General features: G+C 70.4%; 20 protein-coding genes. 7 read left to right on the plus strand and 13 right to left on the minus strand.

Annotated elements, in window-relative coordinates:
• Position 1: 1 nt before the first annotated feature.
• Both ACN6M5_RS00305 and ACN6M5_RS00310 read right to left on the minus strand, forming a co-directional pair.
• Positions 2-1,021 carry an aldo/keto reductase gene (locus ACN6M5_RS00305; RefSeq protein ID WP_434948102.1) on the minus strand — a complete coding sequence of 340 codons (1,020 nt, stop codon included), beginning with the start codon at positions 1,019-1,021 and terminating at the stop codon, positions 2-4.
• 50 nt (positions 1,022-1,071) lie between these two features.
• Positions 1,072-2,214, minus strand: a complete 1,143-nt coding sequence (locus ACN6M5_RS00310; RefSeq protein ID WP_434948103.1) for a zinc-binding dehydrogenase — start codon at positions 2,212-2,214, stop codon at positions 1,072-1,074.
• A 112-nt stretch (positions 2,215-2,326) separates the two neighbouring features.
• On the opposite strand from ACN6M5_RS00310, the gene ACN6M5_RS00315 reads away from it, so the two are divergent.
• Positions 2,327-3,820, plus strand: a complete 1,494-nt coding sequence (locus ACN6M5_RS00315) for an amidohydrolase (RefSeq protein WP_434948104.1) — start codon at positions 2,327-2,329, stop codon at positions 3,818-3,820.
• A 698-nt stretch (positions 3,821-4,518) separates the two neighbouring features.
• On the opposite strand, the gene ACN6M5_RS00320 is transcribed toward ACN6M5_RS00315, so the two are convergent.
• On the minus strand, positions 4,519-5,259 hold the full coding sequence (locus ACN6M5_RS00320) for an SDR family NAD(P)-dependent oxidoreductase (protein ID WP_434948105.1): 741 nt from the start codon (positions 5,257-5,259) through the stop codon (positions 4,519-4,521).
• Positions 5,260-5,360: 101 nt separating this feature from the next.
• Here ACN6M5_RS00320 and ACN6M5_RS00325 point away from each other — a divergent pair, with 101 nt between their 5' ends.
• Positions 5,361-6,341: an aldo/keto reductase gene (locus tag ACN6M5_RS00325; protein WP_434948106.1), complete on the plus strand. Its 981-nt coding sequence runs from the start codon at positions 5,361-5,363 to the stop codon at positions 6,339-6,341.
• Between the two features lie 74 nt (positions 6,342-6,415).
• On the opposite strand, the gene ACN6M5_RS00330 is transcribed toward ACN6M5_RS00325, so the two are convergent.
• Complete coding sequence (locus tag ACN6M5_RS00330) at positions 6,416-7,303, minus strand: alpha/beta fold hydrolase (protein ID WP_434948107.1); 888 nt, start codon at positions 7,301-7,303, stop codon at positions 6,416-6,418.
• 155 nt (positions 7,304-7,458) lie between these two features.
• Between ACN6M5_RS00330 and ACN6M5_RS00335 the strand changes: the two genes are divergently transcribed.
• Entirely contained in the window at positions 7,459-8,448 is a 990-nt protein-coding gene (locus tag ACN6M5_RS00335; protein ID WP_434948108.1) for a methyltransferase family protein, read from the plus strand.
• Between the two features lie 94 nt (positions 8,449-8,542).
• Positions 8,543-9,526, plus strand: a complete 984-nt coding sequence (locus ACN6M5_RS00340) for an MBL fold metallo-hydrolase (RefSeq protein WP_434948109.1) — start codon at positions 8,543-8,545, stop codon at positions 9,524-9,526.
• Here the strand turns inward: ACN6M5_RS00340 and ACN6M5_RS00345 are convergent.
• The 4 genes from ACN6M5_RS00345 to ACN6M5_RS00360 all read right to left on the minus strand — a co-directional run bounded on the left by ACN6M5_RS00345 (position 9,513) and on the right by ACN6M5_RS00360 (position 14,844).
• Positions 9,513-10,106: a TetR/AcrR family transcriptional regulator gene (locus ACN6M5_RS00345; RefSeq protein WP_085370959.1), complete on the minus strand. Its 594-nt coding sequence runs from the start codon at positions 10,104-10,106 to the stop codon at positions 9,513-9,515. The two genes, ACN6M5_RS00340 and ACN6M5_RS00345, sit on opposite strands and share 14 nt — an antisense overlap.
• A 111-nt stretch (positions 10,107-10,217) precedes the next feature.
• Complete coding sequence (locus ACN6M5_RS00350) at positions 10,218-11,885, minus strand: amidohydrolase (protein WP_434948110.1); 1,668 nt, start codon at positions 11,883-11,885, stop codon at positions 10,218-10,220.
• On the minus strand, positions 11,882-12,760 hold the full coding sequence (locus ACN6M5_RS00355) for a molybdenum cofactor biosynthesis F family protein (protein ID WP_434948111.1): 879 nt from the start codon (positions 12,758-12,760) through the stop codon (positions 11,882-11,884). Before ACN6M5_RS00355 ends, ACN6M5_RS00350 begins: the two co-directional genes overlap by 4 nt.
• Positions 12,761-12,834: 74 nt before the next feature.
• Positions 12,835-14,844 (minus strand): primary-amine oxidase, encoded by a 2,010-nt coding sequence (locus ACN6M5_RS00360; protein WP_434948112.1) that lies wholly within the window; start codon positions 14,842-14,844, stop codon positions 12,835-12,837.
• Between the two features lie 187 nt (positions 14,845-15,031).
• Between ACN6M5_RS00360 and ACN6M5_RS00365 the strand changes: the two genes are divergently transcribed.
• Genes ACN6M5_RS00365 through ACN6M5_RS00375 form a run of 3 tightly spaced genes read left to right on the plus strand, consistent with a single transcriptional unit; the run spans position 15,032 to position 18,218 of the window.
• Positions 15,032-16,567 (plus strand): APC family permease, encoded by a 1,536-nt coding sequence (locus ACN6M5_RS00365; protein ID WP_518525479.1) that lies wholly within the window; start codon positions 15,032-15,034, stop codon positions 16,565-16,567.
• Complete coding sequence (locus ACN6M5_RS00370; protein WP_434948113.1) at positions 16,567-17,361, plus strand: SDR family NAD(P)-dependent oxidoreductase; 795 nt, start codon at positions 16,567-16,569, stop codon at positions 17,359-17,361. Before ACN6M5_RS00365 ends, ACN6M5_RS00370 begins: the two co-directional genes overlap by 1 nt.
• Entirely contained in the window at positions 17,358-18,218 is an 861-nt protein-coding gene (locus ACN6M5_RS00375) for an SDR family NAD(P)-dependent oxidoreductase (RefSeq protein WP_434948114.1), read from the plus strand. The genes ACN6M5_RS00370 and ACN6M5_RS00375 overlap by 4 nt, the downstream gene beginning before the upstream one ends.
• Before the next feature lie 123 nt (positions 18,219-18,341).
• Here ACN6M5_RS00375 and ACN6M5_RS00380 read toward each other — a convergent pair whose 3' ends face one another.
• The 5 genes from ACN6M5_RS00380 to ACN6M5_RS00400 form a co-directional block, all read right to left on the minus strand.
• The gene (locus tag ACN6M5_RS00380; protein ID WP_434948115.1) at positions 18,342-19,043 is read right to left on the minus strand and encodes an ABC transporter ATP-binding protein; all 702 of its coding nucleotides are present in this window, start codon (positions 19,041-19,043) and stop codon (positions 18,342-18,344) included.
• Positions 19,040-20,803, minus strand: coding sequence for a branched-chain amino acid ABC transporter ATP-binding protein/permease (locus tag ACN6M5_RS00385; protein WP_434948116.1), 1,764 nt, complete (start codon positions 20,801-20,803; stop codon positions 19,040-19,042). The genes ACN6M5_RS00380 and ACN6M5_RS00385 overlap by 4 nt, the downstream gene beginning before the upstream one ends.
• Entirely contained in the window at positions 20,790-21,650 is an 861-nt protein-coding gene (locus ACN6M5_RS00390; protein ID WP_168689013.1) for a branched-chain amino acid ABC transporter permease, read from the minus strand. The genes ACN6M5_RS00385 and ACN6M5_RS00390 overlap by 14 nt, the downstream gene beginning before the upstream one ends.
• Before the next feature lie 68 nt (positions 21,651-21,718).
• Positions 21,719-22,906, minus strand: a complete 1,188-nt coding sequence (locus ACN6M5_RS00395; protein WP_434948117.1) for an ABC transporter substrate-binding protein — start codon at positions 22,904-22,906, stop codon at positions 21,719-21,721.
• A gap of 130 nt (positions 22,907-23,036) precedes the next feature.
• Positions 23,037-23,426, minus strand: a complete 390-nt coding sequence (locus ACN6M5_RS00400) for a nuclear transport factor 2 family protein (RefSeq protein WP_434948118.1) — start codon at positions 23,424-23,426, stop codon at positions 23,037-23,039.
• Positions 23,427-23,472: the final 46 nt, after the last annotated feature.

Genomic DNA, 23,472 nt, shown 5'->3' on the forward strand with positions numbered 1-23,472 from the left:
CTCAGGGGCCTTCGGGGTCGACGACGCCCGTGTCCGCCCAGAACGGCTCCACCCTGGCGCGCAGTTCCGCCGCGCCGACGCGCTCGACCAGGGCGACAGCATCCAGGTTCTGCTGCACCTGTTCGAGACGGCTCGCACCGAACAGCGTCGTCGTGGTGGCCGGGTGGGTGAGAGTGAAGGCGACGGCGAGCTGCGCCGGAGTCGTGCCGAGGTCGTCCGCGACGGCGGCGAACGCCGGAACGTCGGCGACGATGCGCTCCCTGATGGCCCCCGGGTCGCGGCCGACCTCGCGGCCCGGCGTGACGTTCCCGGCGAGGATGCCGCCCTCCATCACGTCCGACGCCTGCATCGTCAGGCCGTCGGCGAACAGGCGCGCGAACGGTTCCCCATCCGGGATCGATCGGCGGGCGACGCTGTACTTGAGCTGCGCGATCTGCGGGCCGGCGACCCCCTCCGCCGCTGCGATGTCGCTCAGCCTCCGGATGTTCGCCGCAGACCAGTTGTTGACGCCCCACGCCCTGATCAGCCCGGCGTCCGCCAGCGCAGCCAGGTCGACGACGAGGTCGCGCAGGTCGATGTCGTCCCGGCGGAGGTCGCCGAGGATCACCAGATCGGCGTACTCGCTGCCCACCCGGAACAGCGCGTGCTCCAGCTGCGGCCGGAAGCCGTCGTCGCCGAACCCCTCCAGCCACAGCTTCTCCGACAGCAGGTAGTCCTCCCGCGGGATGCGCGCCGCGCGGACGATCGCGGAGAACAGCACGTCCGTGAACACGGGCGGCTGCATCCCGCGGAACCCGTACACGCCCACGTCGAACAGGGTGATGCCGTGCTCGACGGCGAATGCCACCATGTCGACGGCGTCGGCGAAATCCATCCTGTCGTAGGTGTGCCACGAGCCGAGCGAGAGCACGGACGCCTCGATGCCGGAGGTGCCGATGGGGCGGCGCGGGAGGGCGGTGGATGTGGTGGTGGGCGTGGTGGCGGGGGCTGCGGCGGGTGCCGGTGTCGGTGTCGTGGTCATGGCGTCTCCTTCGTCGTCGTGCTCGGGGTGCTGCTGCGCGCATCCATTGGTCAGCCGATGCGCGGGTCGATGACGGCCTTGATCTCGCCGAGCCCGGCCATCGCCGCCACCTTCTGCGACGCCTCCGCCAGGCCGACCGGTGCGCTGAACAGGTCGTCCCAGGGCAGGCGGTCGGCGAAGCTGCGGAAGAACTCGATCGCGCGGTAGTAGTCGGAGATGTCGCCATTGAGCGAGCCGACCACCGTCAGCTCCTTGCCCATGATCGTGCTGAGCGCGACGGGGTCTCCCGCCGGTCCGGTGCTGCCGACCACGACGAACGTGCCGCGCTGCGCCGCCATCGCGAGCGCCTCCGGCCCGACGCTCGGCGCTCCGGCGACGTCGATGATCAGGTCGGCGCCCTGCCCGTCGGTGAGGGCGAGCACCCGCTGCACGGTGGCGTCGGAGCCGTCCGCGATATCGACCACGTGATCGGCGCCGAACCTCCGGGCGACGGCCAGCCGCTCGGCGGGCGCGCCGACGGTGATGACCGTCCCCGCTCCGGACAGGTGCGCGACGGCGGTGGCGAAGATGCCGAGAGCGCCGGACCCCTGCACCACCACGCGCGAACCGGGACGCACCCCGCCCGCCCGGTGGAACGCGCGCAGCACGGTCTTCGCCGCGCATCCGGCCATCGCCGCCCAGGCGTCCGTGACCTCGTCCGGTATCAGGAGCTTGGCCGCGCCCGGCGTGACATACGCGTAATCCGCGAGCCCGGCCGTCGCGTACGGAGGAACGTCGGAGCGCTGCAGGAAGCCGTAGCCGCGCTTCGAGCAGGCGACGGGCTCGCGCAGCACCGTGCAGCCGAAGCACTCGCCGCAGGTGGACTCCGACCAGCCGATCCTGTCGCCGACGCTCAGCGCGCGACCGAGCGCATCCCGGGTGTCGAGGCCGAGCGCGACGACCTCGCCCACCATCTCGTGCCCGAGAACCATCGGCAGCATCCCGGGGAAGCTCATCTTCCCCGACCAGATCTCGATGTCGGTGCCGCAGAGGGTCGCACAGTGGATGCGCACGAGCGCCGCGCCCGGCTCGAGGTTCTCGGGGAGGGGGATGCGCTGCAGCGTGAGCGGCTCGCCGTGCGCCGTGAGGACGGCGGCGCGGGTGGAGGTGGGGGTGGGGGTGCCTGTGTCGGTGCTGGGGCCTGGGTTCGCCATCGAAGTCTCCGTTCCGTTCGACGGATTCCGGTGGCTTCGCTGCGCATCCGGTCGTCGATGTGGGTTATTCTACATACGTTGACCAAAATAGCGAGCCTCTCGAGGAGGAGAAGTGCAGCGACGCGACACCCCAGACCCCAGCGCAGATCTCGTACTGCGCGGTGGGACCGTGCACACCCTCGACCAGGACGACACGACGGGCACGGCCATCGCCATCCGCCACGGCCGCATCCTGCGGGTCGGCGGAGACGCAGAGGTCACCGCATCCATCGGCCGCCGCACCCGCGTGATCGACCTCGACGGCCGCGCGGTCATCCCGGGCATCAACGACTCCCACCTGCACGCCACCTGGCTGGGGGCGATGTGGCCGAATACGGTGTTCGGGGCGATGGATGCGGGGACCGGGGATGGCGCTGCTGCTGCTGGTGGTGGCGCGGCCGGTGCTGCTTCCTCCACCACCCCCGTCGCACCGCCGCCACCCGTGGATGGCGACCCGCACGACACCTCCCACTCCGCGCCACTCCTCACCACGCGCGCCGAGCGCCGCGCCGCCATCCTGCGCGCAGGCGAGCTGATCGCCTCCCTCGGGATCACCAGCTACACCGAGCCGGGCATCGGCCCCGGCGAGGACGGCGGCGCGACCGGCTGCTTCGGCCAGGACGTCTTCGACGCGTACGTCGAACTCGAAGCCGAGCGCCGCCTCACCGCCCGCGTGAACGTGCTCGCCCTGTTCGGTGTGCTCGACGGGCCGAGCACCCTCCGCGACGTGACGACCGGCCTCCGCTCGCTCGAACGCGAGACCACCCGCCCCACCTGGCTGCGCGTCGCCGGGGTCAAGCTGTTCGCGGACGGCATCCCGCCCATGCACCAGGCCTGGACGCGTCACCGCTACCCGGACGGCACCTCCGGCGGCCTCCTCGTCGCCGGCCTCGACGAGGAGGAGCGTGCGGAGAACCTGCGCAGGATGATCGTCGAAGCCAACCGCCTCGGCTACCAGGTGGGCATCCACGCGACAGGCGACCGCACCATCGACACCGCCATCGCCGCCGTCGAGGACGCCCTCCGCGACAGCAGGGCGGAACTGCGCCACTACATAATCCACGGCGACCTCGTCGGCCCCGGCGAGCTCGCCCGTATGGCCACGCTCGGGATGGGCCTCAACGTGCAGCCGGGCATCGCCGTGAAGACGGCATCCTGGCTGGCAGCGGTCCTCGGCGACGACGTCGCCGCCTCCGCATGGCCCATCGGCGAGGCGGCACGCGCCGGAGTGTCCGTCTCGCTCAGCTCCGACGCCCCCATCCTCGCCCCCGACTGGCGTCAGGGCATCGCCGACGCCGACGCCTGGCTCGGCGCTCCGCTCAGCGGACCCACCGCGACCGCCGACCGGATGCGCGCCCTCCTCCGCGGATACACCGTCGCCCCCGCCCGCCAAGACGGCGCAGAACCCTGGAAGGGCACCCTCGAACCCCGCAAGGTCGCCGACCTCTGCGTGCTCGAAACCGACCCGCTGAACGTGGCGGCGTCGGAGCTGCCCACGGTGGGGGTGGAGCTGACCGTGGTGGACGGGGAGCTCGTGTACGAGCGGGAGCCGGTGTATATGCGGTGAGGTGCGTGCGGGTGGCGGGGCGGGGGTGCGTGCGTTGCCTCCGTGCGTCTCCGCTCCAGCGGAGTTCGTGTCCGCCGCGCCGTGCGCGGTTCCGCTCTAGCGGAGTTCGTGTCCGCCGCGCCGTGCGTGTTTCCGCTCTAGCGGAGTTCGTGTCCGCCGCGCCGCGCGTAGCTCCGCTCGAACGGAGTTCGCGGCGACGGCCGCGGGCTGTTCCGTTCGGACGGAGACGTGCCTATCGCGCTCGACCCGATCACCACCCGCGCGACTCGCGCGTTCCCTCTCCGCTCGAACGGAGTTCGTGCCAGGAGGCCGCGCGTATCTCCGCTCGAACGGAGACACGCGCGGCGTGTTGGCTGCGTTCTCCTGCGTTGCTGATGCGCGAAGGCTCCCTGGCTCGGGGAGTCGCCCGACCCCGCGACCACACGGGAACGCGGCCCGCCCACGGCGAGCGCATGGGAACGCGAAGCGGCGCATTCAGGCCGCTCCGCGCATCCCGCGTACTTGTCGCACAGCAATGCGTGCACAAGAAGGAACCCGCGGCGGCGCACGCACCTCCTCCTCGCGCATCCCGTGTGCTTGTTGCACCCGCAACGCGTGCACGGGGAGGAACCCGTGGCGGCACACACGCCCCACCCCGCCGCCCCACACACGCCCCACCCCGCCGCCCCACACACGCCGCGCGCCGCCGAACTACCGAACTACACCAGCAGCTGCCCGCCGTCGACCGCCAGGCTCGTGCCGGTGATGTGCGCCGCCCCCGGCCCCGCCAGGAACAGCACCGCCGGGGCGATGTCCTCCACGTCGGCGAGTCTTCCCAGCGGGATGCGCGACGACCAGGCCGCGCGCTCAGGCGAGCCTTCCGGCATCCCCAGCTGCAGCATCGGCGTGAGCACCGGGCCGGGGGCGACCGCGTTGACGCGGATGCCGTGTGCGGCGAGTTCGATGGCGGCCCAGCGGGTGATCGAGTCGACGGCCGCCTTGCTGGATTCGTATGCTCCCATGCCCGGCGTCGGCTGGCGGCCGCCGATGGAGGAGATGTTGACGATCGCGCCGCGGGTGCCGGTGGCGGTCATCTGCCGGGCGACGGCTTGCGTGACCGCGAAGGTTCCGAGGATGTTGACACGCACGATCGCGTCGTAGTCGGCGACGCTGAGGTCGGTGAGGCGTCCGTGCACCGACAGGATGCCCGCGTTGTTGACGAGGACGTCGATGGGTCCGTGGTCGGAGGCGATCTCCTCGACGGCCGCCGCGACGGCCGCCTCGTCGGTGATGTCGAGGGCGATCGCGGAGGCGCCGATCTCGCTCGCCACGCGGGCGACCGTGTCGGCGTCCACGTCGGCGAGGACGACACGGTCGCCGTTGTCGATGAAGGCTTCTGCGATGCCGCGGCCGATGCCGCCGCCTCCACCGGTGATGAGCACTGTGCGGGTTTCGGTCACGGATCTCTCCTTGTCAGGCGTCGCGCCACCACGTCATGGCGTCGAATGCAGTTATATTATACAAACGTAGAAAAAAGCGAAGCTGCTTCAGGAGGCCAGTCGTGTCATTCACCGGAACCGTCCCCACCCGCACGCTCGGCCCAGGCGGCCCCGACGTGCCGGTCTTCGCCCTCGGATCCTGGAACACCTGGGACAGGATGGAGTTCGACGACGCCGTCTCGCTCATCCGCAGAGCGCACGAGGTCGGCGCGGCGTTCTTCGACGTGGCGCACTACAACATGGGCCCGCACGCCGAGAACGCGAAAACCGACCTGATCTTCGGCGAGGCGGTCCGCGCATCCGGGATTGCACGCGACGACTACCTGCTCTGCGGAAAGCTGTGGCTGTGGGAGTACCCGCACACCACGTTCGCCGACCAGATGCGCACCTCCCTCGACCGCATCGGCGTCGACAGGGCCGACCTGGTGGTGGTCGGCGACTACTTCGGTGAGGTGGATGTGCGTGCGATCGTCACCGACGTGGCCGCCGAGATCGCGGCCGGCCGGTTCGACGGCTGGGGCGTGAACAACTGGGCGATCGACGACGTGCGCTTCGCCATCGACTTCGCTCGCGACGAGGGCCTCACCCCGCCCACGTTCGCGCAGCTCAAATACGGCCTGGTGCGCCGCACGATGGCGGAAGGCTCCCACTACGGCGAGCTGTTCGCCTCCGGTGCGCTCGCGCTGCAGGCCTCCGACGTGTTCGAGGGCGGCATCCTCGCTGGCAAGCTGGCGCCGTCGCGCAAGATCGGCGCGGACGTCGGCGGCATCCGGGATCGCATCGTCGCCGCATACCCGCGCGTCCAGCAGATCGCGCACGGCCTCGACGCCACCCCGACGCAACTCGGACTCGCGTTCGTGCTCGCCCACCCCGCGACGGCGAACGTGCTCTTCGGCGTCAGCCGCGCGGAGCAGCTGGAGGACAACCTGGGGGCGCTGGCGCTGCTCGACCGGGTGGGTGCGGAGGGGATTCGCGCGATCACGGCGGACCTGTGGCTCGACCGCGAGGTGAACGCGGATGGGACGTGGGCGACGCAGGCGTGAGGTGGCGGGGTGAGGCTGGCGCAGGGTGAATGCGGACGGAATGTGGCCGATGCTGGGGTGAGCGCGCGGATGCGTCACCCGCCCAGGAACGCCACCGCCGCCGCCCGGAACTCGGCGCTGTCGAGCGCACCCCGGTGATCGCCGGGAACCCGCACGATGGCCGCGCCGGGCACCGCGGCCACCAGCTGACCGATCCCGCCGGCCATCGGGTCCTCCGACCCCGCCACGAAAAGGACGGGCACGTCGGGCGCGCCGGACTCCGGCGCGAACGGCTCAGACCCCAGCCCGGCGATCAGGGCGACCAGGGATGCGGTGTCCGCGCCCGGTGCAGACACCATCGCCGCCATCATCCCGGTGAGCGGGTCGGTGGCTGGGGTGGTGGTCTTGGTGATGCTGGTGCTAGTGCCGGTGCTCGTGGCTGCCGCGTCCAATTCCACCCCGATGGACGGGGCACTACTCGCGGCCGCCGCATCCATCCCCACTCCGGTGAGGCGGCGCAGCGCATCCAGGTCGACGGCGGTGAACGGCTCGAACGGGCTCAAGCCGCCCAGCACCATGCGTCGCACGCGGCCGGTGGATGCGGCGGGCAGCTCCCACGCGAGCCGCGCGCCGAGCGAGTACGCCACCACATCCACCTGGTCGGCGCCGAGGGCTTCGATCGCGGAGACGATCGCGCCGACCACCGACGTGGTGGTTCCGGATGCGGCATCCGTGACGGCGGGGGAGTGGCCGTGGCCGGGCAGGTCGATGACGTGGGTGGTGTGTCCGGCGTCGGCGAAGGTGCGCGGCCAGCCGGTCGCGGTGAAGTCGTCGTCTCCGCTCGATGCGAAGCCGTGGAGGAGGATCACAGGCGGAAGGTGGTCGCCGGAGGCGGCGGACGCGACGGTCGTGCGGACCGCGAGCGGCCCTTCGATCCCTGCGCTCACGGCGGGCGTCCCTGGCTCGTTCTGCGGTGTCGGCATCCTGGTCTCCTTCGACGGTGAGGTGTTTTTCTATGCTAGTAGAAAATAAACGTCAACGTATGTAGAGTCGTGGCATCTCCACTCAGACATCGCCGTCCGGAGAGGCTCATTCCGGAGCAGACTGCGGCGGCGCCAGGACAGAAAGAGCGTGACAAGTGACCTCAACCCGTGCAGCAACGCCCGAGGCGATCGTCGACATCGCGATCGGTTTCATGGGAGCGAAGCAGCTGTTCGCCGCCAGCCGCGTCGGACTGTTCTCCGCCCTCGCGGACGGGCCGCTCGACGTGGCCGGGCTCGCGGCGGCGACCGGCGTCTCCGAGCAGCAGATCCGCATCCTGGCCGACAGCATGGCCGCCCAGGGACTCCTCAGCAGGACAGACGGACGCTACGCGCTCACCCCCGACGCCGCCGCCTACCTCACTGGCGACCGCGCCGAGCTCGACCTTGCGCCGTTCCTCGCCTTCCTCAACGCCACCAGCTACAGCCAGTGGCTCGGTTACGACTCGACGGTCGACACCAACGACGCGGGAACGCTCGACCTCGACGACGCCGGCTGGGGTGCGTTCCTCGACGGCGTGATGACGTACAACGAACTGCACGCGGCGATGCTGGTGCAGAACTTCGACTTCACGCCGTACCGCAACGCGCTCGACCTCGGCGGCCTGAGCCCCGCGTTCGCGGCGAAGGCGATGGCGGCGAACCTCGAGCTGCGCACCCGGTTCGTGTTCGACCCGCAGTCGGTGCCGTCCGTGCAGGCGGCGGTCGAGGCGGCCGGGCTGGCCGATCGGTCGGTCGTGGAGGGGGCGGAGACCGCGACGGCGGAGCCGGGCGGGGAGCACGACCTCATCCTCGTCAACCACGTCATCCACCGGTTCGACGACGCCCAGAACCGCGGCATCTTCGAGCACGCCCGTGCCGCCGCTGCGCCGGGCGCGACGCTGCTGGTGCTCGACTTCTTCCTCGACGACGAGCCGGAGCAGCGCAAGATCGACGCCCTGCACGCGGGGGAGTACTACAACATCGACGGAACGGTGGTCTACCAGGAGAGCGTCGTGCGCGACTGGCTCACGGCGGCCGGATGGACCCCGCGCGGCACGGTCGCGCTGCCGGGCAGCCCGCGCATCCTGATCGCCGACGCCGCCTGACCAGGCGAGCGGACAGTGGATGCGCGGGTGGCGCGGCCGGGCACGTTCCGGCCGCGCCACCCGCGCGCACACCACACCCCGATACCCTGAAGCGGTGACCGGGCAGCTGCGAGAACTCCACGCCGGCGTGCACGCCCTGCGCGTCCCGATGCATGCCGGCGGGCTGCCGTACAGCCTCTGCTACCTCATCGAGGACGCCGACGGCCGCATCCACATCGTCGACCCCGGCACGGCGGGCAGCGACAACCTCGCCGCCCTCGACGCCGCCCTGCGCAGCATCGGGCACGGGATGCACTCCGTCGCGTCCGTCATCGCCACGCACCTGCATCCCGACCACCTCGGGCTCGCGTTCGAGGTGAGTGCGGCGTCCGGCGCTCCCGTCGTGCTGCACGAGCGGGAACGGGATGCGCTGCTCGCGCCACCCGCGCCCGCTACCGACCCCGCCGCGCTGCTCGAGGCGTGGGGCGTCCCGGAGCAGCGGCGCCCCGAGCTGCTCGCCGCGGCGGCCAGGCCGACGGCGACGACGACGCTCCCCGACGGGGCCGCCGACCGGATCGCCGGGGTGCGGGACGGCGACATCCTCGCGATCCCCGGCAGGAGCATCCGGGTGCTGTGGACGCCCGGCCACACCGCAGGCCACCTCTGCCTCGACGACGCCGGGCTCGGGATGCTCTACACCGGCGACCACGTTCTGCCCACGGTCAACCCGGGGCTCGGACTCGGCGCTGGCTTCACCAGGAACCCGATCGCCGACTACCTGGACTCGCTGGAACGCGTCGCGGCGCTGGGCGAACGCGAGGTGGCGCCCGGTCACGAGGACGTGTTCACCGGGCTGGCGGAGCGCTGCGTGGAACTGTCGCGGCACCAGCTGCGCCGCACCCAGGAGGTCGCCGCCGGGCTCGCATCCGCAACCGCCGCAGAGGAGCAGACCGTGTGGGAGCTGGCGCGCACCCTCACCTGGACGAGCGGCTGGGACGGCCTCTCCGGCTTCACCCTGCTGTCCGCTCTCACCCAGACCGGGATGCACGCCGCGTTCGCGCGATCACCGGAGGGACGCGACCACCTCAGGCGGTGGTGATCCGCTCGAAGAACGCGTCCAGCTGCGCCTCCAGCAGTGCCGGGGTGGAGAGGTGTGGGGCGATCAGGCTCATCACGTTGGCTCCGACGTTGATCAGGACGATCTCGTCGACGAGCTGCTCGTCGGGGGTGGAGGTGACGATGTCGCCGGCCGCCCTACCCTGCTCGATGTAGGTGCGCAGGCCGCCGCGCCAGCTGGTGAGGTGGGAGAGGTACGCCTGGTGGAGGTCGTCGTTCGACATCGCCCGCTCCCAGAAGCTGAGCAGGACGCGGCCGGCGACGATGGCCTCCTCGGTGAGCGGGGCGGAGGCGTAGACGATCGCGCGGAGGGCTTCGAGGCCGGTCGCGTCGCCGACAGCGCTGGCCACGCCCTCGCTCATCATGCCGAGGGCGCGGTCGTACGTGCCTTGGATGATCTCGTCCTTGCCGGGGAAGTAGTGCTTCAGTGCCCCGTTGGCGAAGCCGGCCTCGCTGGCGATCTCCCGCATCGTCGCAGCTTCCAGTCCGCCTTTGACGATCAGCGCCCAGGTGACGTCGATGATGTCAGAGCGCCGCTGATCGTGGTCGATCACCTTGGGCATACGTCTCCCCTCGAAACGCGCTGGGACTCGGCCACGATGGTGTGGCGGGCATCGACAGCCGCGTAGTCAACAAGTGTAGGGTAACCGCTCCACCCGGCAGGGGAGGACGCGTCACTCCCGCGAGAACACCTGCTCACCCTCGAAAAACGTCTGCAACACCCTGATGCTGTGCAGCTCGTGCTCCCGCACCGCGAACGGGTCGCGGTCGAGCACGACGAAGTCGGCGGACTTTCCGGGTTCGAGGGAGCCCGTCACGTCTCCGAGGCCCATCGCCGTCGCGCCGTTCACGGTGAACACTTCGATGGCCTCCGGCAGCGTGATGGCCTGTTCGATCCCGAGCACGCCGCTGCGCTGCCCGGACGGGTCGGCCCTCGTCACGAGCCCCTCGATGCCCTCCCAGGCGTTCGGGGTCTCGCTCACCGGCCAGTCCGACCCTCCGGCGACCAGGGCGCCCGAGTCGATCAGGGACCGGTTCGGCTGCAGCCCGGCGACCTCCTCGGCCGGCCGCACGGTGCTGAGGGCGTCGGCGATCACGCCGGGGAACCACAGGAACGGCGAGATGTCCGCAGACACCCCCAGCTGCGCGAAGCGCGGCAGGTCGCTCTCGGCGATGAACTGCCCGTGGGCGATCTGGTAGAGCGGAGCGGTGTGGCCTTCCGCGCGGACCGTCTCGACCGCATCCAGGACCATCCGGACGGCGGCGTCTCCCGAACAGTGGATCTTGGCCGAGATGCCCTGGGCTGCGGTGCGCCGCAGCCAGCCGAGCAACTCGTCGGCGGGCATCGTGGTCGTGCCGTGAAAGTGGGCGCCGTGCGCGTCGGACGGAAGATAGGGTTCGAGGAACGCGCCGCTGTGCGCCGGCGGCGTTCCGTCGAGGAAGATCTTGATGAAGTCGGGGCGGTGGTGCTCGCCCGTCAGCTCCGCACGGTGCGCGATGAGCGCGTCTCCCAGCTCGGCGTATCCGAAGATCTGGTCGTTGACGGTCATCGAGGAGACGACCCACGCGCTCAGCGCCCCACGGTCGTCGAGCGCCTTGAGTGCCCGCATCTGGTCGAGCGAGATCGCCGCATCCTGGAACGCGGTGATGCCGTAGGAGTGCACGATCTCGATGGCGCGCGCCGACGCCTGCTCCTGCTGGGCGGCGTTGAGCGCAACGGCGGGCTGCGCCACCTCTTCGACGAGCAGGCCGGCCGCTTCGAGCAGCACGCCGCTCGGCTCTCCGGTCTCCGGGTCGCGCACGATCACGCCGCGATCCGGATCCGGCGTGGATGCGTCGATCCCGGCGAGTTCCAGCGCCCGCGAGCTCACCCACCTGTTGTGGTGGCTGTCGTCGGTGAGGAGCACGGGACGGCCCCCTGCCGCTTCGTCGAGCCCGCGCCGCGCCTGGGCGTGCCCGAGCTGGTCGAGGAGTCCCGTGCCCCAGCTGCTGCCCACGATCCACTCGTCCGGACCGCGGGTCGCGGCGTATGCGCGCACCGCACCGAGGATCTGATCGTAGCTCGCGCCGTTCGAGAAGGTGAGCTCGAACAGTTCCGCCCGTCCGGCGTGGGCGTGGTGGTTGTGCACGTCGACGAGGCCGGGCATCACGAACGCGCCTGCCGCATCGAGCATCCGCGTCTCCGGCCCGCGCAGGCCGGACAGCTCCGCCGCCGAGCCGATGGCGACGATCCGGCCGCCGCGCACGGCGAACGCCTCCGCCCGCGAGCGATCGGCGTCCACGGTGTACACGGTGGCGTTCGTGACCAGGAGGTCGGCCGCGCCCTCGCCGACGGTGCTCATCGCGCGGTGTCCGCCCCGGCATCCTGAGCGTGGGCGCCCGCCGCGGGAGCAGCCGCCGCAGGATCGTACGGGTCGGGATGCACGGTGTTGCTCAGCAGCCGCCCGTACGCCCCGAAGGTGAAGTGCGTCGGCACGGTGCCGGACTCGTCCAGCCCGAACAGCACGCCGTGCGACCGGATGGCGCGCACGTTGCGGTGGTCGGCGATGGTCACCGACGCGCACGGGATGACCTTCTCGCGCCAGGTGAACACGTAGATGCCGGGACGGATCTCCCAGACCGAGTTCTCGTCGGTGTCGGCGAGACCCTTCTCCGGTCCGGCCAGGCACTGCCACGAGTACCACTGCGGGCTCAGGTAGACGTGCTCGTACGCGTGCTCGCTGCTGTACACCCACATCACCCGGCGGCCGATCAGCGCGGTGGTCGGCGCCGGTTCCGCTCCAGCGGTCTCGACGCCCTCGATGAGCGACGGCACGAACAGCTGACGCACCGCGGTGTTCCCGGGGAACTGGTCTCCGATGGCCTGGATGATCGACAGCGCACGGCCGTTCGTCAGGTCGATGACGAGCGACACCGCCTCGTCGGGCTTGTGCTGGTGGTGGAACTGCGCGAAGTACAGTCCGGTGTCGACCTCGAACGCCTCGTACGGGTCTGTACCAGAGGAGGCGGCGATCGGATCCCCGTCTCCCGGCTGGTACTCCCACTCGACGCTGTCCGCGCCGAAGTGGTGCACGATCCTGGTGCCGCGCTCGTCGACGAGCGCGACGGTGCGCCCGGCGAGGTCGGCGGTCGGCTCCGCCTTGTTCGCGTCGAAGCCGGGGGCCAGCCCGTCCAGCGGGAGCCAGGTGGAGGTGTCAGACAGGGTGAGAGCGCTCATGTGATGTCTCCGTTCGGTGAGGGGTGGTGCAGAGGGTCATGCAGAGGATGATCCAGAGGGATGCCGTCAGGTGGTCAGTGCTCGCAGCGGCACTCGCCGCCGCCGCCGTGCTCGCCGCCATCGCCGCCGCCCGCGCAGCAGGATGACGCGGCAGCGCCATCCGGCAGGTCGAGCGCCGGGTTGCGGTCGAGGAAGCCGTACGGCTTGAACAGGAAGCCGGAGTAGTCGACCGGCATGATCGGCCAGTCTTCCGGGCGCGGGATGTGCGTCGGACCGAAGACGTGCCAGAGCACGATGTCCGTGTCTTCCAGCGAGCGGTCGGCGGCGGTCCAGGCGGGGAGGCCCGCCCCTCCGGCGTGTGCGTTGGGGTAGTCGCCGGCCGGGAAGCGCTCCGCCGGATCGAACGCCGTCGCCCACAGGTGCTTGGTGGCGAACGTCGCGCGGCCGAACACGGTCGATTCCGGCTGCGCCATCAGCGTCGCCCCCGGCTGCGGCACGAGGTGGTACGCCGTCGGCTTGCCGACCAGGTTGCGCCTGTCGGAGCTGGTGACCTCCCACACCCGCGACGACGCGGTGTTTGCCAGGCGTCCGGCCTCCCGTTCGCTGCGGATGGGCGTGGTGGTCCAGGTGAACGCGTTGCCGTACGGGTTGTCCTCGCCGATCGGGATGCCGACCACGTCGACCTCCGCGAGCGAGTTGCGCTCCCCGTCGATCGCGACGTCGAGCCGCGCGCAGAACAGGTGCTGGTGCACGGGAGCGAACAGTCCTGGCGCGATCTCGGTCGCGTGCGGGTCGTCGGAGCCCGGGATGCCGGCTCCCGCGAAGACGATGCCCGTCGCCTTCGCCTCCACCTGGATGGTGCCGTCGAGGTAGAAGTACCAGAAGAAGCCGTAGTCGTAGTTGCCGATGGTGGAGAAGTACGAGACGACCAGCCGGCGGGAGCGCCGCACCTCCGCCTTGCCGGTGAGGTCGGTGTGCTTCCAGAGCACGCCGTAGTCCTCCTCGTGCATGCACACCACCTGGGGGATGGTGACCGGGTTTCCGTGGTCGTCGGCGACCACGCCGTCGAAGTAGTGGATGACGCCGAGGCAGTCGCAGCCGAGGGTCAGGCTGTTGGCGTTCTTGCCGAGCAGATACTCGCCGGCGTCGAAGTAGCTGATCCAGAACCGGGTGGGCGTCGTGTCGCCGTACGGCACGACCATCTCGGGAACGGACGCACGCGAGAGCACCGGCCGGTCTTCGTCGCCGTCGCGGAACGTGACCTGGTTCAGCACCAGGCCCTCGCGCGCGTTGAAGCCGACCCGGAACTTCCAGTTCTCCCACTCGACAGCCTGCCCGTCCACGTGGAAGCTCGGCCCTTCCGGCTGTGTGATCTCGATCGGCTTCAGCGAGGTGCGGGCCGGTCCGACCGTCGCTGCGTCGTAGTTGCCGTCCAGCGCAGGCACGGGGACGTCGCCCTCGTCCTCGACCCGGATCACCGTGCCGGCGGTGAGGTCGATGTGCACGATCAGCCCCTCCACCGGATGCGACCACGGCGAGTCGTCGATGCTCGATCGCAGGAACGTCAGCGACCGGATGGCGCGCCTCCCCACTTCGTCCGCCCGGTTGAAGTGCCCGGGCGCGAGCGGTGCGCAGAACGCCAGCTCCATGCGGTCGGCCAGCCCGCGACGCGTCATGGCTGCCTGCCACTCCGGGGACGCCTTGGCGATCCGCTCCGCCGCCTCGTACTCCTCGAAGAGGTATTGCGGCTGCCCGTACGGCGCGGCGTCCGTCGACAGCGGCGTGTGGCTCACGAGTTCCGAAGTGGTGAGGGAGACGACAGCCTCCGCCGGCTGCCCGGTGGCGGTGTCGAGCAGCACGAACAGGATGCGCCGCTCGATCGCATCCCCTGGCCGGAAGGAGGCGACGGCCTCCTTGGCGGGCTCGACGGGGAGCACGGACGGGAACCGCGTGCCCGGCCCGATGAGCCCCGCTGCGTCGAGGATGTCGCGACCGCGCGCGAGCTCGGCGGCCGTCAGCGAATCGAGGGGATGCGCGACCGTGGTCGGGGCGGTCGTGGTGCTGGTGTGGTGGTGCGCGGACATGGACATCCTTCTCCTGGTGGTCTGTTCAGTATCGAAGCCGTACTCCATCCTGGGGAATGCGCACCGGTGCGATGTGCCTGTTGAGTCAAGTTGTGTGCAGTTGGAGCCAAGCCCGATCTGTGGAGGAAGCGGGAACATCGCTGATAGCCGTGGCGAATCCTGTGCCGCGCCGACCGAGGAGTACCCCGTGACTTCCACAGACCAGGCAGACAACGCCGTCGCCGCCACCACGCCGTCCGCGCACCGGCGGCGCCTCGGCGTCCCCGCCGTCACGTTCATGATCATCGCGGCGTCCGCGCCGCTCACCGTGCTCGCCGGCGGCGTCACCACCACGTTCGCGGTCACCGGCGTCACCGGGGTGCCGCTCTCGTTCCTCATCCTGGGCGTGACGCTCGCGATCTTCGCGGTCGGCTACGCGGCGATGAGCCGCTTCGTCACCAACGCCGGCGCCTTCTACTCCTACGTCGCCCGCGGCATCTCCCGCCCGGTCGGCGTCGGCGTCTCGATCGTCGCGCTGGTGTCGTACAACGCCATGCAGATCGGCGTCTACGGCTTGTTCGGCTTCCAGGTCTCCTCCCTCCTGAACGCGAAGTTCGGCTGGGACGTGCCGTGGTGGGTGCCGATCCTCGTCTGCATCGCACTCATCGCCGTCCTCGGCGTCAACAGGGTGGACCTGTCCGCGAAGGTGCTCGGCGTGCTGGTCGCCCTTGAGTTCGTGGTGGTCATCGTCTACGACGTCGCCGCGTTCATCGTCGCCCCGGAGGGCGTCAGCGCCGAGGCGCTCAGCCCGTCGAGCCTGTTCGTCACCGGCATCGGCGCCGTGTTCGCCTTCGGCATCGCAGCATTCATGGGCTTCGAGTCCGCCGCCATCTACGGCGAGGAGTCGAAGGACCCGAAGCGCACGGTCGCGCGGGCCACCTATACCGCCGTCGGCATCATCGCGCTGTTCTACGCCCTCTCGTCCTGGGCGATGACGGTCGGCTCCGGCCCGAGCAAGGTCATCGCGGACGCCACCAAGCAGGGCCCCGACCTCATCTTCACCTTCCTCTCCACCAACGTCGGCGTCGTGGTCAGCGACATCGCGCAACTGCTCTTCGTCACCAGCCTGTTCGCCTCCCTGGTCAGCTTCCACAACGCCGTCGCGCGCTACTTCTTCTCGCTCGGCCGCGAGGGCGTCCTGCCCGGCTGGCTGTCCAGGGTGCGCGCCAGCAGCGGAGCCCCGTGGGCAGGCTCGGTGACGCAGACGGCGCTCGCCGTGGTGGTGATCGCCGTGTTCGCCATCGCGAGCGTCGGCTGGGTGCCGCCGGAGGGTGCTCCCGCCGCGCTGTTCCCCGTGCTGACGCTGTTCTCCTGGCTGACCAACAGCGGGGCGATGGGGCTCGTGCTGTTGATGGCCGTGGTGTCTGTGGCCGTGATCGGCTTCTTCCGCCGTGACCGGCACGGCGTCGGGGTCTGGCAGCGGCTGGTCGCCCCCGTGGTCTCCGGCGTCGCCCTGCTCGTGGTGTTCGTGCTCATCCTGGTCAACTTCAATGTGCTGCTCACCAGCGACCCGACCGCCCCGGCAACCGCGACCACGTTCATCCTGCCCGCCGTGGTGATCGTGCCCGGCATCCTCGGGATCGTCTGGGGCGCGATCCTGAAGCGACGCAACCCGCGCGTGTACGCGCAGATCGGCCACGGCACAGAGGAGACGGGCGCTCCCGAGCTGGTGCCGGAGGACTGATGGAGCTGGCACTCGCCGGCCGCGGCGTCATCGTGACGGGCGCGGCCAGCGGCATCGGCCGGGCGTGCGCGCTGGCGTTCGCCGCCGAGGGCGCGCGGGTGGCGCTGCTGGACCGGGATGCGCGGGGGCTGGCCGCCGTCGGCGACGAGCTGCGCGCATCCGGGGCGGTCGGCGCCGTCGGAGCCGGCGGCGCCGTCGAGGCCGCGGAGTTCGTGGTGGACGTCACCGACGAGTCCTCCGTGGCCTCGGCCGTCGCGTCCGCGGCGACAGCACTCGGCACCGTGGATGCGGTGGTCGCCTGCGCCGGGATCTCCGGCCCGTTCGGTTCCCGCGTCGACGACATCGCGCTGGAGGACTGGAACGCGGTGCTCGCCGTCAACGTCACCGGGCCGTTCCTCGTGGTCAAGCACGCGCTCCCGTCGTTGCGGCTCTCCGCCACGCCGTCCGTGGTGCTGCTCGCGTCGGACTCCAGCTTCGTCGCGGCTCCCGGGATGGTGCCGTACAACGCGTCGAAAGGCGCCGTGCTGCAGCTGATGCGCGCCCTGTCCGTCGATCTCGCCGCCGACGGCGTGAGGGTCAACGCCGTCTGTCCGTCGATCGTCGACACCCCGATGGCGCGCGCCGATCTGGGCGTCGAGCCCGGAGGGTTCGCGGGCGCGGATTTCCCCGTGCAGAGCCCGGACGAGGTGGCCAGGCACGTGCTGTACCTCGCGTCGCCGGCATCGAGGCCGGTCAACGGGCACGCGCTGGTCTCCGACTTCGGCTACCTGGCGCGATCGTCGTTCCCGGCGTGATCGCCGACGTCACCATCCACAGCGTCACCACCCACCACAGAAAGCAGGCAGCCGTGCCCCTGAGCCGAGCATCCATCGACGGCAAGGTCGTCGTCATCACCGGGGGAGGCACCGGCATCGGCGCCGCGACCGCCCGCCGCTATGCGGCCGAGGGTGCGCACGTCGTGCTCGTCGGCCGTCGTCGCGGGCCGCTCGATGCCGTCGCCGCGGAGACCGGTGGGCTGGCGATCGTCGCGGACGCCAGCGTGCGCGAGGACGCGGAGGCCGCCGTGCGCCAGGTCGTCACCGAGCTGGGACGCATCGACGTTGTCGTGGCCAACGCCGGAGGGCACGGGCTCGGCACCGTGGACGAGACGGACGACGCCGCGTGGGAGCGGTCCTTCCGCACCAACGTGACGACGGCGTTCGTGCTCGCCCGGGCCGCCCTGCCGCAGCTCGTCGAGTCGCACGGGCAGATCGTGGTGGTGTCGTCGCTCGCCGGGCTCTTCGCAGGTCCTGGCGTTGCCGGATACACGGTCGGCAAGCACGCGCTGATCGGGCTGACCCGGTCTCTCGCCCGCGACTACGGCCGGTTCGGCGTGCGCGTGAACGCGGTCTGCCCCGGCTGGGTGCAGACGCCGATGGCCGACGAGGAGATGGACGACTTCGCCAGGGCGTCCGGGCTGGCGAGCCGCGAGGAGGGCTACCGCATCGTGACGGCCGCCGTCCCGCTCGCGCGCCCGGCCCAGCCGGAGGAGATCGCCTCCGTCATCCGCTTCCTCGGCTCCGCCGAATCCTCCTACATCACCGGCGCCACCATCGTCGCCGACGGCGGCGCCCACATCGTCGACGTCCCCACCATCCCCCTCGACGCCTGACCCCGGACTGCCTCCCAAACAATCGAGTCCGGACTTATTCACGCGACACGCCGGGTGGAGGCGTGAATAAGTTCGGACTCGATTGTTTGGGGGAAGGGGAGAGGGAGAGCAGGAGAGAGAGGATCAGCCGCCGAGGTAGGCGCGGTGGAGGATCTCGGGGGAGGCCTGCAGGGTGGTGGCATCGCCCGCGTACGTGACGCGCCCGCCGGCGACCACGAGGGCGTCGGTCGCGACGCCCAGCGCCAGGTGCGTGAACTGCTCGACGAGCAGCACACCCACCCCGGATTCGCTGAACTGCTTGATCATCGGCAGCAGCCGCATGAACACCACCGGCGCGAGCCCGAGCGACATCTCGTCGATCAGCAGGAACCTCGGCTTCGACGCGAACGCGCGCGCCAGCACCACCATCTGCTGCTCGCCGCCGGACAGCAGCCCGGATGCGCTCGTCCGTCGCTTCTCCAGCTCGGGGAACTGCGCGAGCGCCTCGTCGACGCCCTCCTGCGTACCGGCGGTGAGCCGGATGTTCTCCTGCACCGTCAGCGACGGGAAGATGGCGCGCCCCTGCTCGATGTGCACGATGCCGCGCCGGGCGCGCTGCACCCGGGAGAGCCGGGCGATCGAGTCGCCGTCGACGCTGATCGTGCCGCCGCTCGGAGACACGATCCCCGAGATGGCTTCGAGCAGACTGGTCTTCCCCGCGCCGTTCGGCCCGACCAGCGCCGTGATCCTGCCCGGCTCGACGCGCAGGCTCACCTCGCTGATCACCGGTCCTGCTCCGCGGCTGACCGTGACCGCATCCAGCACCAGCTCGTTGTCCGCGTTCACAGCATCTCCGTTTCACCCATGTACGCCTTCACGACGGCGGGGTCGGCGAGCACCTCCGCCTGCGGACCGCTGGCGAGCACCTCGCCGAAGTCGAGCACCGTGAGGCTCGAGCAGACGGAGCGCACCAGGTCGAGGTCGTGCTCGATCAGGACGATGGACATCCCGAACCGGGCGGGTGCCTGCAGCAGGCGCGCTCCGAGCTCGAGGTGCTCCTCGTGCGACAGCCCGGCCGCCGGCTCGTCCAGGATCAGGATGCGCGGACGGGCGAGCACGTTGGCCGCCACCTCCACGAGCCGCCTGGTGCCCACATCCACGTTCTGCAGGCGGGTGCGGGCGGTGGGGCAGCCGAAGAAGGCGAGCGTCTCGTCGAGCTCGGCCGCGCTGAGGCGACGGCGGGCGACGAAGCGGACGTACGCGTCGACCGTGAGCGTCGGCGGCACCCTGTCCTGCTGGAAGGTGCGGCGGAGGCCCAGCCTGGCGCGCGCCGTGGCGGACATCCCGCGCAGGTCGCGGCCGTCGAGGCTGACCCGTCCGGTGTGCTGCGGCAGGAATCCGGTGACGGCATCCACGAAGGTGGACTTGCCCGCGCCGTTCGGGCCGATGAGTCCCATGATCGTGTTCTCCGGCACCACCAGGCTCACGCCGTTCAGCGCCTTCACCTGCCCGAAGGCCACGCCGAGGTCTTCGACCACCAGCACGGGTGCTGCGGCCGGGTCCGGCGCGGGCGGCTGGGCGGGGGAGAGCACGGCATTCCGGGCAGTGTCCGCCTCCGACAGCGGGGCGGCCACCTCCAGAGGACGCCGCGCCGCCTGCCGCTTCCACCAGGCGTTCCGGATGCTCTGCCCCAGATTCGACCCGCTGGTCAGCGCCTGAACGCCGAGCACACCGAAGATCACGAAGCCCCAGTCCTGCGGGATGCCCCAGCGCTTCAGCAGCTCGGGCACCGCGATCCAGACGATGCCGCCGAAGATCGCCATGTCGATCAGGTACGCGCCGGACATGATCGCCAGCACGTACAGCGCGAGCGACTGGATGGGCGTGAAGCTGCTCGCGAACGGCAGCCCCACCTGCCCGGCGATCAGGCCGCCGCTCACTCCGCCGAGGGTGGCGCTGACGGCGAAGGCGGTGAGCTTGGAGCTGCGCACGCTCGCCCCGACAGAGGCTGTGCCCCGCTCGGAGAACGCGACGGACTTCCAGCTGGACCCCCAGCGGCCGTTCTGCAGGAAGTACACCGCGATGCCGCAGACCACCAGCACGAGCACGCTGAAGAAGAAGTACGAGCGGTCGTCGCTGAATGCGTCCGGCCGGAGCACCGAGATGCCGTCCGTCGAGCCGGGGAACTGGATCTGCACCAGCGTCACGTCGGCCGCTGCGGCGAAGCCGAGCGTGACCACCGCGAGGTTGACCCCGCGCAGCCGGAGGGCCGGCAGGCCGACGAGCACGCCGACCACCCCGGCGGCCAGGCCGCCGACGATGAGCCAGACGATGAACCCGCCCGGCGCGTTCAGCACGTTGAGCAGCGAGACGATCCACGCTCCCACCGCGGCGAAGGTCAGCTGGCAGAGCGCGATCATCCCGGCGCTGCCGGTGACGATGCCGAGCCCGAGGATCGCGATGGCGGCGACGACGGCGCTCACCGCGAGGAAGACGAAGTAGCCGGAGAGCGAGACGCTGAGCGCGTATCCGGCGCCGAGGCCGACGGCTCCGACGATGAACGGCAGGGCGATCCGTGCCGCGGGGGTGCCGCTAACGCGCCGCATCCCACACCTCCTTGCGCTGCGTCCACAGCAGGAATCCGATGATGAACAGGAACGGCAGGAAGTTCCGGATGAACGACACCTCGTCGATCTGCGCGACCAGGCCGCTGAGCAGCCCGAGCACGAGACCGCCGATAACGGCGAGGTCGAGCCGTTTGAACGCGCCGAGCAGTGCCGCCGCCGACGCCGGCACGATGAGCATCGACAGGCTGGTCGCGTCGTTCGACTGCGACGGGGCGACGATGATGATGACCAGGGCGGAGATGAGCCCGGTGACCGCCCACACCGCGACACTCAGCGGCTTGGCCGGGATGCCGATCAGCTCGGCCGTCGTCGGCCGCTCCGACAGGGCGCGCAGCTTGGTGCCGATCGAGGTGCGGGTGAGCACCAGCCGGCAGGCCACGGCGACGACGACGGCGAGCACGACGGTCGCGACCGTCACCTGGCTGACCACCACGCCGCCGATCGAGAACGCCGGACCGGAGAGGATCGGGCTGAACGGCTGCGGCTTGTTGCCGAACAGGATGAACGACAGCGAGATCAGCAGCAGCAGCGGTCCGACGGTCACCGCCGACCGCGTCGTGGTGTCCGCCTCCGGCAGCCAGGTGGCGATGATCAGCCCGATCAGCGCGCTCAGCGCCCCGCCGATGAGCACGCCGGCCAGCGAGCCGAGCCAGATCGGCCAGCCGCCGTGACTCACCAGCCACACGGCGACGAAACCGCCGAACATCCCGGTCGCGGCCTGGGAGAAGTTGACCACCCGCACCAGGCGGGACATCAGGGTGAGGCACACCGCGAGCACGGCGTACAGTCCACCGGCGGCGAGGCCGGCGAGGGCGCCCTGCAGCATCCGGGGCTCCTTTCAGAAACAGTGGATGCGGGGCTCGCCTCCGCGAGGGAGGCGAGCCCCGCAGATGGTCACTTCTTCGGGATCGTGATCCAGTCGTCGCCGTTCAGCTCCCAGGCGTTCTTGCCGGTGACGAGCTTGATCGGCCAGCCCGCGGTGTTCCCGTCGTGCACCGTGGCGGTGCCGAACGTGTACGGCGTTCCGACCATCGGGTTCTCGATCGGCTTCATGTCGTGCAGGGCCTTCGTGACCGAGTCCCTCGTCACGTCGCCCTTGATGCCCTTCGCGACCTCGATGAAGTACTTGGCCGCGAGGTATCCGCCCTGCGAGAACGAGGTGAGCGGGATGTCGTTCTTGGTCATCAGGTCGCGCCAGTCCTTGTTGATGTCACTGGATGCGTCGGTGAACGGGTAGAACTCGGCGGGCACGTAGATCCCGGCTCCCGCGTCGCTGACCGCCTTGGCGAAGTTGTCGCTGTACACGCTGGTCAGGTAGAGCCAGTTCACGTCCTTCCAGCCCTGCGCGTTGGCCGCCTTGACCTGGGCGATGGCGTCCGGCTCGACCGGGTTGATCGCGAGAGCCTTGCAGCCGGCGTCCTTCGCCTTCACGATGTACGGCGTGTAGTCGCTGGCCCCATACGGCACCGTGTCGTCGACGTAGAGCGGCTTCTTGCCGGTGATCTCGGTCCACTTGTCGATGGCCTTCTGGTAGGCGGGGCGGGTGCTTCCCGCGATCTCCAGCAGCACGCAGATGTTGTCGAGCTTGGCGACCTCGGAGCCCCAGTACAGGGTGAGGGTCATGTCGTTGAACGGCCCGACGTTGGCCGGCGAGATGTTGGGGCTGTCGAAGCAGCCGGTGTCCACCCCGACGCCCGGGATGGAGAGGATCTTCTGCTGCTCGTAGTACTTGGCGTTGATCTCGCACTCGATCAGGCTCGCCGAGCCGACCATCGCCACGGCCTCGTCGCTGCCGACGATCTCGCGGGCGTTGGCGGATGCGGTGGCAGGGTCGCCCTTGTCGTCGAGCGCCTTGTAGTCGATCGGGTGGCCGTTGATGCCGCCCTTCGCGTTCTGGTCTTTGAAGACCGCAGCGGCGGCGAGCGATGCCTCGGGGAACGTGGCTGCGCCGCTCTTGGTGTTGACCGATCCGACCACGATCGGGGACTTGCCGTCGCCGCTGCCTCCGCCGCTGCAGCCGCTCAGCACGAGTGCTGCGGATGCCGCGAGCGCTGCGGCCGCGTAGATCAGGTGTTTCCTCATGCGCTTCCCTGCCTCTCGGGTTGCGCCACGACCACTTCGTCGTGGCATCTCGACTGAAACCTATGGCCGGGTGTGTCTCCGGGTGTTGCCTGTGGCTGCACCCTTCTTGCCCGTCCGCGCTCTCCCGTCGCTACTGCACCGCATCCCGGACCAGCGCGGTGTCCGTGAACTGCTCGAACGCGACGACCTTGCCGTCCGCGAGCCGCCAGACGTGGGCGACGCGGGCTTCGAAGAAGCGGCCGGTGGCCCTGTTGGTGCCGCTGTACGTGCCGAGGCCGACGATGGTGTCCCCGCCGTCGACGAGCTCGGTGATGGCGGCCGTGTAGCCGTCCCACTCGGCGCCGATGCGCTCGAAGACGCCCGCGCGCACCTCGTCCGGTCCAATGTACGTGCCCGCGTACGGGAAGCCGGCCATCTCGGTCCAGCGGGCGTCGGGAGCGAGCGGGGCGAGCATCCCGTCGATGTCTCCGCGGTCGGAGGCGGCGTAGTGCGCCGCGATGATGTCGTGATTGCGTGTCATGCTGCTGCTCCAGTCAGTGGATGCGGTCAGTGGATGGGATGGATGC

Source organism: Leifsonia araucanica (assembly GCF_051161895.1).
Taxonomy (GTDB): Bacteria; Actinomycetota; Actinomycetes; order Actinomycetales; family Microbacteriaceae; genus Leifsonia.

Excerpts from the sequence above, each read along its gene's own strand:
- ACN6M5_RS00305 (WP_434948102.1), bottom strand. The coding sequence starts at position 1,021 with ATGACCACGACACCGACACCGGCACCCGCCGCAGCCCCCGCCACCACG.
- ACN6M5_RS00310 (WP_434948103.1), bottom strand. The coding sequence starts at position 2,214 with ATGGCGAACCCAGGCCCCAGCACCGACACAGGCACCCCCACCCCCACC.
- ACN6M5_RS00330 (WP_434948107.1), bottom strand. The coding sequence starts at position 7,303 with ATGCCGACACCGCAGAACGAGCCAGGGACGCCCGCCGTGAGCGCAGGG.
- ACN6M5_RS00345 (WP_085370959.1), bottom strand. The coding sequence starts at position 10,106 with ATGCCCAAGGTGATCGACCACGATCAGCGGCGCTCTGACATCATCGAC.
- ACN6M5_RS00350 (WP_434948110.1), bottom strand. The coding sequence starts at position 11,885 with ATGAGCACCGTCGGCGAGGGCGCGGCCGACCTCCTGGTCACGAACGCC.
- ACN6M5_RS00355 (WP_434948111.1), bottom strand. The coding sequence starts at position 12,760 with ATGAGCGCTCTCACCCTGTCTGACACCTCCACCTGGCTCCCGCTGGAC.
- ACN6M5_RS00360 (WP_434948112.1), bottom strand. The coding sequence starts at position 14,844 with ATGTCCGCGCACCACCACACCAGCACCACGACCGCCCCGACCACGGTC.
- ACN6M5_RS00370 (WP_434948113.1), top strand. The coding sequence starts at position 16,567 with ATGGAGCTGGCACTCGCCGGCCGCGGCGTCATCGTGACGGGCGCGGCC.
- ACN6M5_RS00385 (WP_434948116.1), bottom strand. The coding sequence starts at position 20,803 with ATGCGGCGCGTTAGCGGCACCCCCGCGGCACGGATCGCCCTGCCGTTC.
- ACN6M5_RS00390 (WP_168689013.1), bottom strand. The coding sequence starts at position 21,650 with ATGCTGCAGGGCGCCCTCGCCGGCCTCGCCGCCGGTGGACTGTACGCC.
- ACN6M5_RS00395 (WP_434948117.1), bottom strand. The coding sequence starts at position 22,906 with ATGAGGAAACACCTGATCTACGCGGCCGCAGCGCTCGCGGCATCCGCA.
- ACN6M5_RS00400 (WP_434948118.1), bottom strand. The coding sequence starts at position 23,426 with ATGACACGCAATCACGACATCATCGCGGCGCACTACGCCGCCTCCGAC.